This is a genomic window from Candidatus Poribacteria bacterium (assembly GCA_021295715.1).
Classification (GTDB): domain Bacteria; phylum Poribacteria; class WGA-4E; order WGA-4E; family WGA-3G; genus WGA-3G.
This window is the reverse complement of sequence record JAGWBV010000032.1, coordinates 56,302-68,647: the sequence shown is the minus strand read 5'-3', so window position 1 is coordinate 68,647 and position 12,346 is coordinate 56,302. Positions and strand designations below refer to the sequence as shown.

The following is a 12,346-nucleotide window of genomic DNA, read 5'->3' as shown; positions in this document are numbered from 1 at the left end:
TTAATGTGTAATCTATTGTATGATAATCGCATCCCGTATCAAGGAGAAAAGGAAGGAAGCCATGAGTCTTTTGGGTATTGATGTTGGAACAACAGGATGTAAGGTTATCGCCTTTCGCGAAGATGGGACGACGCTCGCACAAGCATACAGCGAGTATCCGTTGATCCATCCGCAACCCGGCTGGTCGGAACTGGACGCGAATGTCGTCTGGGAAAACATAGCGGCTGGTATTCAACAGGTTGCATCACAAACGAAATCCGATCCAATTGAGGCAATCAGTGTCGCTTCACAAGGTGAAGCGGTAACACCGGTATCCGCCGATGGTCAGATTTTAGCAAACGCGATTACTACTTTCGATGCTCGGACAACCGGCATCTGCGATAGGCTAAAACAACAGATAACACCTTTAGAGGTAATGGAAATCACCGGGATGCCAATGAGTGACATTCATACCTTGGCGAAACTCATCTGGATGCAGCAGAACCAATCTGATCTTTATCAACAGGTATGGAAATTTCTCGGTTTTGAAGATTTTGTCTATTTCAAACTCGGTGTTTCGCCTGTGGTGGACTATTCTCTCGCCGCGCGCACGATGGCATTTGACATTATCAACAAGGTTTGGTCAGAAAAAATGCTCGGTTTGGCAGATGTAGATGCGGCACTCTTTCCAGACGCTGCGCCATCAGGCACGCCGATCGGTGAGGTTAGCACAAAGGTCGCTGATGAACTCGGTCTCCCACAACGGGTGGTATGCGTCACGGGTGGACACGACCAACCGTGCGGTGCTTTAGGTGCGGGAATTATTCGGAGCGGTGAGGTAATGGACGCCACTGGCACTGTTGAATGTATCGCACCCGCTTTCACAGAACCCGTCATCAACGAAGACATGATAGACGGGAATTTCGCCTGTTATCCGCACGTTGTCGATGGGTTGTATGTCACACTGGGATTTGTATCCAGTGGCGGCGTTGTGCTGCGATGGTTCAGAGATACACTCGCGCAAGCAGAAGTCGCCCAAGCAGAGGCAGAAGGACGCGATGTCTACGATTTACTGATGGAGGAACTCCCGGATGCCCCAGGGACAGCCATGGTGCTGCCACACTTCACGGGTTCGGGCACCCCTTATCTCGATTTGGAATCGAAGGGCGCAATTGTCGGATTGACGCTTTCGACGACGAAAGGTGAACTGATCAAAGGGATTCTGGAAGGTATTAGTTACGAAATTAAACAGAATCTCGCTATGCTTCAAGACGCTGGGGTTGTGATAAACGAGGTGCGTGCCATCGGTGGTGGCGCGAAATCTGAAAAATGGCTCCAACTCAAAGCGGATATGTTTGGGAAAAAGGTGATTGCCCTTGATATATCGGAAGGCGTCTGTCTCGGCACTGCCATCCTTTCTGGCACAGCGATAGGCAAATATGAATCCATCGAATCGGCAGTCGAGCAGCTGGTCACGCCACGCGATGTGTATTATCCGCGTGAAGAGTTCGCACAGCGTTACGATGAGAAGTTGAAAACATACGAACAGATTTATCCTGCACTGCGCGCCCTAAATTATGAGTTGTAACATAAGTGTTAATTGTCTGACTATTTACGGAACGTGCTATAAATAGCACTCCTACAAGCAGTGTCCTTCGTTTGTAGTAGGGCGATGAATCGCCCGTCAATGACTCAATTTATCTTTTTCTTCAGAGAGGGATAGGCGTATGAAAAAGCACATTGTAGGCATTGACATCGGTGGAACGAAACTCGCTACTGTTGTCGCTGATAGGCGCGGACATATCCTCGGCAAGGTGCGTAAACCGACGTTCTCAGAAAAGGGACCGGAATATGCGATCGATTTGCTGTTTGATATGGTGCGTGAAGTTGTCAGTCAAGCCGGTTTGGAACAGACATCTATTTCAGCGATAGGCGTGAGTTGTGGCGGTCCGTTGGATACGAAGACTGGGATTGTCTATTCTCCTCCGAACTTACCCGGCTGGGACGCGCTACCGCTTAAAGCAAAATTGGAATCTGAATTTCAGGTACCAGTGACGATTGAGAACGACGCGAATGCGAGTGCGCTCGCAGAGTTCAGGTTCGGCGGTGGACGTGGCTATAGTGCGGTCCTCTATATGACGATGAGTACAGGTATCGGGGGTGGTATTGTTATCAATGGTCAGGTTTACCACGGTGCCAATGACAGTGCCGGTGAGGTAGGACATCAGATACTTCTACCGGATGGACCCCGCTGTGGCTGTGGAAAACAGGGATGCCTTGAGGCACTCTGTTCCGGTCCTGCTATCGCACGCCGCGCACAGACTGCAATACAAAAGCAGCTGGAGAACGGGAAGGCATCAACGGCACTATTAGCACTTGCCGACGGACAAATTGAAGGTGTCAAATCGGAGCATGTACTCGCCGCGGCGCGCACGGGCGATGCTTTAGCTTTAGAACTCGTTCAGGAGACAGCATATTACATGGGCTGGGGTATCGGAAATTTGGTCAACATCTTGAACCCTGACATCGTTTTACTCGGAACGATCGCAATTGCCGCTGGTGATCTCTTACTCGATCCGATTCGGGAGACAGTTTCAAAGTTTGCAATGACCCGTCCTGCAGAAGCGGTTCATATCGCGCCTGCCCAATTAGGTGATGCGTTGGGTGACCTCGCTGCCATCGCATTAGTCGTCTGAAAATTGCTTACCTACTTACTTATAGACACACCCAGGTAGGCGAGGTTTGAAACCTCGCCTACCGCGGAGACCAAATAATTATAGGATTTACTATAAATGGAGAGAATCCAGAACTATATTTCGCATCTACAAGATGTTTTAGAGCGACTCACATTGGCAGATGTCCGACGTTCTATAGATGTTATTATGGAGGCATATTACGCCGAAAAGCAAATTTTTGTGATTGGTAACGGCGGAAGTGCTTCTACAGCATCACATATTGCCTGTGACTTAGGAAAAGGCACGAGTGTCCCCGGTAAACCCCGTTTCCGTGTTATGAGTTTAACGGATAACGTCGCGACAATGACGGCATGGTCAAACGATGTCGCTTATGAAGATGTTTTCGTTGAACAACTCAAAAATCTCGTGAACCCGGGCGATACTGTTATCGGTATCAGTGCGAGCGGCAATTCAGAGAATGTGCTTCGGGCAATGCGACACGCGAAAGAGATTGGGTGTCAAACAATCGGGTGGAGTGGCTTCGGCGGTGGTGCCTTGGCAACGATTTGTGATGTGAATGTCGTTGTGGATAGTGATCGCTACGGTCCCGTTGAGGATGTCCATTTAATCCTGAACCATGTTCTCCATGCATGGATCCAAGAAGAGTTCACAGCAAGTTGAATTGCAAATCGGTCTTGACGTTTACTGTTGCCTTCGGGTATAATTGAATTGGTTACCAATTATTTAGGATGGACGCAGAGCATTCTTTTGTAGCATTATGAAACCGTTTCGGAAGGCGTGTAGGTTAGGTGCTGTGGAGGTGGTCCGAATAAAAGAGAAAATTCGTCCAGTTACAAATATCGGGGTCTATCCCCAATGTAAAATTAACAACAAAAAACGCAGCCTGCAACAACGGCGCAGGCGACTCGCACGCGAAAACCCTGAAGTTACAAATATCGTCATTTCTCCGCAAGGTAAAATTAAAAAACGAAGTGGAAGGCGGATTTAAGAGAGGCAATTCAACATGAAACCCATTTCATTTCTCCGCAAGATAAAATTAAAAAATGTGTTCCTTTTGATCGGATATCTCCTCATGAGTGGCGATCTGTCCGCTCAGGACCCCGCGCTGGTTTACGTGATTGACATTCGGAACGAGATCGGGAGCGGGCTCGGCACCTATATCAGTGATGGCATCCAAACAGCAGAGGAGGCTGGTGCCGATGTTATTGTTTTTGATGTGGATACACCGGGCGGTCGGGTAGATTCCGCCATAAATATTATCCGATCTATTCAGGATACACAAATTCCCACAATCGCTTTTGTCAATCGACAGGCTATATCTGCGGGAGCGATGATTTCTATCGCCTGTAATCAGATTGTCATGACTTCGGGAGGAACGATTGGGGATTCCGCGCCCGTTAATATTCAAGGGCAAGAGGTTGGGGAAAAGGCAATCTCTTATATTCAGGGCACCATTCGTGCAACGGCAGAACGCGAGAACCGAAACCCAGATATTGCCGAAGCGATGGTGGACAAAGAACTCGTTCTCGTAAAACTTGCAGATGGTCAGATTATTAAACTCCTACCTGAAGAGTACATTTCGCGTGAAGAAGAAGGCGAAGATATGGAAATTCTCTGTGCCGAGGGAAAACTGCTCACGCTATCGACCCAACAGGCGTTAGAATACGGGTTCGCAGACGCACAAGCCGAAAACCTCACAGAACTATTGGCACAATACGAGATTGTTGAGATTGAAGGAAATAAATTGCCCCTAACAGAAGAGGGCATTGCACAACGAGAGCAGGATTTTGGTATTTCAGAAATTAATCGCCTAAAAACATTGGCAGGCGCACGTATTACCGAGGTTGAGGCGACACTTGCGGATAGGGTTGTTTTCTTTCTGACGAATCCACTCATCAGTTCGCTGCTCCTTTCACTGGGAATCCTCGGTATCTTTATAGAGATTCGCACACCCGGTTTCGGTATTCCCGGATTCCTCGGTTTAGTTTGTGTAGGGCTTTTCTTCGGTGGACACATGCTAACGAAAATCGGTGCAGAATGGGCATTTCTACTCTTCCTGATCGGTCTTGGACTTATCGCCTTAGAGGTTTTCGTCATCCCCGGATTTGGTGTTGCCGGAATTCTTGGCATCACGCTGATGTTAGGGAGCGTCTTTTTCGTTTTCGACAAGGCTTATGAGTTCCGGACCGCGGTTATGTGGCTCTCAATCTCCGTGATTTTGAGTGCTGGCTTGGTGATTCTCGCCGCTTTTCTCCTACCTGAAACGCAGCTTTTTCGGAGGCTCGCTTTGTCAACAGTGATGGATACAGAGATGGGATACCACTCGTCGAGTTCGGAGGATTTTCAGGCGTATCTCGGAAAATCTGGGACAGCCCTAACGCCTTTGCGTCCCTCTGGAACGGCTCGAATCGCTAATAATAGGGTAGATGTTGTCACCGTCGGCGATTTTATCGCACAAGATAGCAATATAAAAGTCGTAAGCGTTGAAGGTCCTAAAGTTTTCGTAGAAGCAGTTGAGGATGATTAATTTTTGCTTGGTCGATATATCCTGTAATCACCACAGAAAACCGCGATGAGAGTTTCAAAGGTGCGAAGTGTACTAAAGTTTGCAAGTTTACAGAGACGCGCTTGCGACTTTACAGATTTTAGAACACTTTACAACTTTCTACCAGACATGTAGCCTGCAAAAATTCGCAGCAATTCGCAGCAATTCGCAGAAACGCCCAAGTAAAAACACGCAGGCGGGTCAACGTAAAGGCAATTTATTCATTAAACCGACCTGACCGAACCGCAAGGTAAAACTAAAAGATATGATAGGGTTTCTCATCTTCCTGATAGGCATTGGAATTCTGTTAGTATTCATTGAGGTGCTCATCCTTCCCGGATTTGGAGCAGCAGGTGTGCCGGGGGTTATCCTTATACTGATAGGTGTCGGGGTCGCTTGGTCGGAATATGGATTGCAGATGGCTTTAACTTATACGGGGGCAACGCTAATAGGCGTTATTCCACTGGCGATTGTGGGGTTATCGGTTATGCGTGCAACGCCTGTCGGTAAAACCTTTATCTTAGGAAAAACGCAAAATAAGGCAGAGGGTTTCCACGCGCCTCCGTCGGAATTAGAAAATTTAGTTGGGAAATCCGGTAAAACATTGACACCACTGCGTCCTGCTGGGGCTGCGCTTATCAATGGACACCGTGTTGATATTGTCACACAGGGTGAATACGTTCCTGCAGATACCGAAGTCGAAGTGATTTTTGTAGAAGGCAGTCGTGTCGTAGTTCGTAGTTTACAATAGCAATCAGCAATTAGCAATCAGCAATCAGCAAAGAGGATACCTTTGTAAACGATACCCTCTTTCACTGACTGCTGAAAGGATTTTGAAAAAATCCGACCTGACTGCCGACGGCTAATTCATGGAGGCAGATAATGATAGATTTATTTACGGGGGGAATTGCCCTTGTTGTTCTAATATTGATCATCGCGTTCTTCTGGTTCGTCCCCGTTGGACTGTGGATTGCCGCTGTAGCAGCGGGAGTTCCTCTCCGAATTTTTGACTTAATCGGGATGCGCCTCAGACGCGTGAATCCGAATGTTATTGTGAAGGGTTTAATCAGTGCCCACAAGGCTGGATTGAAGGCAGCGACTGCCGAATTAGAAGCGCATTACCTTGCGGGTGGTAATGTGCTCAATGTTGTCAGCGCGCTCATCGCCGCAGATAAAGCGAGAATTGAGTTGAATTTTCAACGCTCTGCTGCTATAGATTTGGCTGGACGTGATGTCTTTGAGGCGGTTCAGGTCAGCGTCAATCCGCGGGTAATCACGACCCCGAAAATCAGTGCGCTTGCTTTAGATGGTGTTGAGTTGATAGCCACTGTCCGTATTACGGTGCGCACGAACATCAATCGGCTCGTCGGTGGTGCAGGTGAAGAGACGATCATTGCTCGTGTCGGAGAAGGTATTATCAGTGCTATCGGTGCCTCTGAAACTTATGAAGATGTGCTTGAAAACCCGGACATTATCTCGAAGACGGTGCTTGACCGCGGACTTGATGCTGGAACGGCTTTTGAAATTCTTTCAATTGATATTGCTGATGTCAACGTTGGCAAAAACATCGGTGCGGAACTCCAAGCGGAGCAAGCCGAGGCAGACTTGGTCGTCGCACAAGCGAAAGCAGAAGAGCGTCGTGCTATGGCAGTCGCTCGGAAACAAGAGATGACTGCAGGCGTCCAAGAGATGCGTGCGAAAGTCGTTGAAGCGGAAGCGCAAGTTCCGCGTTCTTTGGCGAATGCGTTCCGTGAAGGCAACTTGGACACGAATACAGAGTAACAATAGAAGGGCTGTCAGTTGTCGGCAGTCAGCAGTCAGCAAGAGGAAACCGCATCTTCACCAAAATACCTCTTCACTGATTGCTGATTGCTAATCGCTGATTGCCATTAAAAGGGAGAAAAATAAACATGGCACCAACAATGGTCGCAATTATTGCTGTCCTACTTATCCTGTTTATTATTATTATTAGTTGGCTCGTTCCGATCGGGCTATGGATTACTGCTATTGCGGCAGGCGTGAAGGTTGGAATTTTCGATCTCGTTGCAATGCGTTTGCGGCGTGTTCCACCCTCGGGGATTGTAGATCCTCAGATCAACGCAACGAAAGCAGGCTTAAATCTATCTCTTGACGATCTGGAGGCACATTTTCTCGCTGGGGGACGTGTTGCGAGTGTCGTATCGGCACTGATTGCCGCAGATAAAGCCAACATTGCTCTCGGTTTCGCGCAGGCTGCCGCAATTGATCTCGCAGGTCGAGATGTCTTGCAAGCCGTCCAGGTCAGCGTTACGCCTGAGATTATAGATATCCCCAGTAGAGAGGATCCGAATTCGGGTATCACTGCTGTTGCCCGCGATGGTATCCAGTTAATCGTGAAAGCACGTGTTACGGTGAGAGCCGACATTGACCGACTCGTCGGCGGTGCGACTGAAGACACGATCCGTGCGAGGGTCGGCGAAGGGATTATCACGACGATTGGCTCATCGGGAAGCCACAAGCAAGTCTTGGAAAACCCGGTTCGTATCTCAGAGACGGTACTCGCCAAGGGCTTAGCTGCAGGGACCGCCTTTGAAATTCTGTCAATCGACATCGCCGATATAAATGTGGGTGAGAATGTCGGTGCAAAATTACAGACCGACCAAGCACAGGCTGAACTCAAGATAGCACGTGCGAAAGCGGAAGAACGTCGTGCCCGCGCACAAGCGGAAGAGGAAGAGAATAAAGCGTTAGTCGAAGAAATGACCGTCAAACTGATTGAGGCAGAAGCGGAGGTGCCACTCGCCATCTCGGACACCTTTGATTCTCAGCGGATGAGTGTGATGACGTATTACGAACTCCGTAATATCCTTGCGGATACAGAGATGCGTCAATCGATCGCTTCACCGGGCGGCACTCAAGAGGTAGACACAACGCGGTCTGCACACTCCCTCGGACTTACATAGTCGGTATTTAGGGTGTCCATAATTTTTTAACTCAATCCACCTAACCGCAGCTTGAAACGAAGTGGAAAACGGGTATACGGAAAGCAACGTTAAAGCCCTATGCCCACCTCATCGAACCGCAAGGAATAATTAAAAATGGAAAATATCCTCCAGATGCTGGGACCGTTGGTTATCGTGATCCTGATATCTATCTTGAGCAACGCGCGTCGACGGAAAGCGCAACAACGGGATGCGGAAAGACAAGCGGGTGAGCGTGTGACGCCAGAGAGCGAAGAGACACCCCCTCCGTTCATGGAAGATTTCCCGTTTGAGACGCAACTCGAGCAGATGATTTTGCAGCAGGACGAACAAGAGGTAGTACCGGTTGCCGAAGAACCAATGCGTCCTGAAGCGGAGCAGCCTGATCCGGTTGTCGAAACACCGAAACCCCAACCGCCTCCAGTGCCTGTAGAATCTCCGACCAGAACGCGATCTGTCCCCGCGACATCGCTGCTGGACTTATCACCGCAAACGTTTCGTCAGGGCATCATTCTCTCAGAGATCCTTGGTCGTCCTAAATCGCGCAGCCGTCGGAGACCTACTTCGCAGTGAGAACCATTAGCAGTCAGCCCACCTCATCGAACCGCAAGGAAAAATTAAAGATCCTTTTGATTCTTCTGGTGTTTGCGGGGTGTTCCCAACGTCAGGAGCTTGCAGAGCAAAAGACCCCTCTTCACTTTGATCCTCCCCCTTATACTCGGCATCTCAAAGGTTTCAAAATTTGCCTGGATCCCGGACACGGCGGACAAGCACACGTCCCGGATTACAAACGGGGTCCAACAGGCGTTCGCGAAGCGGATGTGAATCTACGAGTGGCTTCCCACCTACGCGAGATGTTACAGCAGGTCGGGGCTACCGTCATCATGACGCGCGTTGATGATTCCTATGTCAGTCTGTCAAAGCGCAGTGAAATCGCCAACGAAAATGGTGCTGATTTCTTCATCTCGCTGCACCATAACGGGATCGATAACCCGAAAGTTAACTATACCTCCACTTGGTATCACGGCGATGCGGATGACTCACGCCAGAGTCTCGACCTCGCTCGGTATGTCCAGCAGGGAGTCTCAGATGCGCTTCAATTGCCCACCTCTCCAGCATCAGGACTTTACTCGGATAAATTAATAACGGCTTCCGGTTTTGGAGTCTTGCGACTGACCGAATGTCCAGCGGTGTTGTGTGAGGCATCTTTTCTCTCGAACCCAGAGGAAGAGGCAAGGCTGCAGGAGGACAGTTATCTGAAAAAGGAAGCATACGGTTACTTTCTGGGTATCGCCCGTTATGTTGAAGGCGGGTTTCCAAAAGGCGTTCTTGTAGAACCGCCACATACCTCTGTCATCGAAACGAAAACACCGCGCCTCCAGATTCAGGTTATGGACGGACTCCATGAACGGGGCGCGTGGATGCTCAAACGTCAGCAGGTCTTCACCGACTCCATCCGTGTCAAGGTTGATAACATGGATGTTCCGTATCACTACGATCGAGCGACAGATCAGATTACTGTCTCCCTCGATAAACCGTTATCGAACGGCGTGCATTTTGTCCAGACAGAATTGGTGAATTATTATGGGAATCACAGTCTGCCTTCACCGCAATGGTTTAAGGTGGCACCGCCTGCAGAGGCGTTGGATCTCAGCGCGTGGTCAAAGACACTCCCTGCTGATGGGAAAAGTTACGTTGGTATCTCTGTAACTGCCCAGGACACTGAGGGGATGCCAATTGCTGACGATGAACCGATCTACGCACAAACGTCTAACGGGACACTCAAAGAGGATCGCCGACTCTCAAAAAATGGCTCAGCACAATTCTATCTACACGCATCTGATACACCAGGCACAGCAACGGTGGAAGTCTCATATCAACAGACACATCAGTCGTTGATAATTCACTTCTCGGACACCAATGGCGCGATTGTGCAAGGTCAAGTCTGGCGCGCGGATATACCCAAAGGCACGTCAGATGCCAAAACACATCGCATCGAACCGCAAGGAAAAATTAAAAAACCGATCCAAGACGCACAATTACAAACTGATTCAGGATTGATGACTGTTACGGATGCCGAGGGACACTTCTTTATCACAACAAGTTCCGAATCGCAGGATTTCGGCGAAACGACGCTTCATATTTCTAAAAGAGGATACTATCCCGACAAGCGTAAGATTCACATTCAACCGAATCAAGCAACGATTGCCGATGTCGGACTTCACCCTATCGCGGATGGTGTGTTTGTCTCTACTGTCATTGTTCTCGATTCTCAAACGGATACCCCTGAGACACAGGAACTCCTTACAACATTGGAAAGGATGTTGAAACTCGCGGGGGCAAAGGTTTATAATATTTATACCTACGGGTCAAAAATGTCTGTGGAAAAACGGATACAGAAAGTCAACGCTATCAAGGATAGCGGGTATTATTTGCAAATTAATCACGCTGAATGGGATAAGGAGCAATCTACTCTGGTTGCGGCACACTACCGAGGCAATCAGGTGACAGAGACCTTCCTAAAACGGATACTTGAACAGTTTAACAGCACACTTTATGAAACCCCGATTGTTACCGTTCAAGATAGAACGACTCCTGAAATTCAGCAGACGAATAAGATGGCGATGACGCTTCAAATTAAATCTTTAAATCACCCAAACGCTTCTGGTGTGTCGGGGGCTCATGCGATTTTCTTCGGGGCATGGACTTTCCTAAAGGACGATGGAGAAATTCCGGCAGAAAGACAAAAACGGTTTATGGAGTACTTAAAGGATGTGTCGGCGCATTCTTCCAATTAGACGAAAGCGCGTAGTCCGTAATGAAATTAGGTTCTCCTTAAATGGCATAATTTTGCTTCGCAGCCAGAATGCTTTACATTTGGAGGACGGATTTAAGGAATGCCTGTAAAAGATTCAAATCACGCCGTTTCCGGGCAAGGTATAATGAAAACGCAAATCACAGATTTACAACTTCAGCATCCGTTCAAGATTGCGCGTCGCGCGACAGACGCGTTCCGACAGGTGATTTCTGTGGAGATTGACGGTGGCATCGGTGAAGCGGCACCAGCTCGGTTTTACGGCGAAACTGTTCAGACGGTGAGTGTGGCGTTGGAAACCATTGCGCCAGCACTTCCGAAAGATCTCGATGCAATCCACGATGTGATGGAAATCGTTGAAGCGACGCTCGGTGGCAATTACGCAGCAAAGTCCGCCCTTGATATGGCATTGCACGATCGACTCGGTAAAAAACTTGGTGTTCCGCTTTATCAACTCTGGGGTCTCAATCCGCATCAGACCCCTTACACGTCGTTCACGATTGGTCTCGATGAACCTGAGGTAATGGCAGAGAAGATCCGACATGCTGAAGCGTATCCGATCCTGAAAGTCAAACTCGGCACACCCCAGGATATTGAGATCATTCAGAAACTCCGAGAGGTCACGGATAAACCCATTTACGTCGATGCGAATACTGCGTGGACTCCAAAGGAGGCTGTCCGCAAGATTCGCGACCTTGCTCGGTATGGTGTCGAATTGGTGGAACAACCGACGAAACCGAATGATCTGGCAGGACTCAAGTTTGTCTACGAACACTCAGAACTACCGATTATTGCCGATGAAAGCGTCAAACGCTCGAGTGATATTCCGGTTCTCGCTGAGTGTGTTGACGGTATCAATATCAAACTCGTCAAGTGTGGTGGATTGCTTGAGGCATACCGAATGATAAATGTTGCTCGCGCCCACGGTTTAAGCGTTATGTTAGGGTGTATGATAGAGAGCTCACTTGGTATCACTGCCGCTGCACATCTGACACCTCTCGTGGACTATGCCGATCTGGATGGTCATCTGCTCATCGCGAACGATCCATACACAGGTGTTAGCCTTGATAAGGGCAAATTGATACTACCAAACCGCCCCGGTATTGGTAGTATATAGAAGAAAGGCACTTACCTGCCGCACACAAAATTGGAATGATACCGTGTTATCTGAAGTTAAACCGTAAGTTTATAGTGATACATCAGTTCTGAGTTATTTTACGTCAAAGTTTAGCCAGAATTTGAAAATTGCGGCGCGTCAGTTGGTAACGCGTGACTAGTGCTGTGTCAAGTTGAGTTTGATAGTATTGTCAGTTGGGTTGAAGGGATTTTCCCTGTAGGGGCAGTCCCTTGT

General features: G+C 48.6%; 10 protein-coding genes. All 10 read left to right on the top strand.

The window, feature by feature from the left end:
• The first annotated feature begins 61 nt into the window (after positions 1-61).
• Positions 62-1,567 (top strand): hypothetical protein, encoded by a 1,506-nt coding sequence (locus tag J4G07_10160; GenBank protein MCE2414359.1) that lies wholly within the window; start codon positions 62-64, stop codon positions 1,565-1,567.
• 139 nt (positions 1,568-1,706) lie between these two features.
• Complete coding sequence (locus J4G07_10155; GenBank protein ID MCE2414358.1) at positions 1,707-2,675, top strand: ROK family protein; 969 nt, start codon at positions 1,707-1,709, stop codon at positions 2,673-2,675.
• A gap of 96 nt (positions 2,676-2,771) precedes the next feature.
• A complete protein-coding gene (locus J4G07_10150; GenBank protein ID MCE2414357.1) occupies positions 2,772-3,335 on the top strand; it encodes an SIS domain-containing protein in 564 nt (187 codons plus the stop codon).
• Positions 3,336-3,747: 412 nt separating this feature from the next.
• The gene (locus J4G07_10145) at positions 3,748-5,202 is read left to right on the top strand and encodes a hypothetical protein (protein ID MCE2414356.1); all 1,455 of its coding nucleotides are present in this window, start codon (positions 3,748-3,750) and stop codon (positions 5,200-5,202) included.
• A 283-nt stretch (positions 5,203-5,485) separates the two neighbouring features.
• Positions 5,486-5,971 carry a hypothetical protein gene (locus J4G07_10140; protein MCE2414355.1) on the top strand — a complete coding sequence of 162 codons (486 nt, stop codon included), beginning with the start codon at positions 5,486-5,488 and terminating at the stop codon, positions 5,969-5,971.
• Between the two features lie 131 nt (positions 5,972-6,102).
• On the top strand, positions 6,103-7,002 hold the full coding sequence (gene floA, locus J4G07_10135; GenBank protein ID MCE2414354.1) for a flotillin-like protein FloA: 900 nt from the start codon (positions 6,103-6,105) through the stop codon (positions 7,000-7,002).
• Between the two features lie 128 nt (positions 7,003-7,130).
• Positions 7,131-8,162: a flotillin-like protein FloA gene (gene floA, locus J4G07_10130; GenBank protein MCE2414353.1), complete on the top strand. Its 1,032-nt coding sequence runs from the start codon at positions 7,131-7,133 to the stop codon at positions 8,160-8,162.
• Positions 8,163-8,297: 135 nt separating this feature from the next.
• A complete protein-coding gene (locus tag J4G07_10125; protein MCE2414352.1) occupies positions 8,298-8,753 on the top strand; it encodes a hypothetical protein in 456 nt (151 codons plus the stop codon).
• Positions 8,750-10,978: an N-acetylmuramoyl-L-alanine amidase gene (locus J4G07_10120; GenBank protein ID MCE2414351.1), complete on the top strand. Its 2,229-nt coding sequence runs from the start codon at positions 8,750-8,752 to the stop codon at positions 10,976-10,978. Before J4G07_10125 ends, J4G07_10120 begins: the two co-directional genes overlap by 4 nt.
• Positions 10,979-11,122: 144 nt before the next feature.
• Entirely contained in the window at positions 11,123-12,112 is a 990-nt protein-coding gene (locus J4G07_10115; GenBank protein ID MCE2414350.1) for a dipeptide epimerase, read from the top strand.
• The last annotated feature ends 234 nt before the right edge of the window (positions 12,113-12,346 follow it).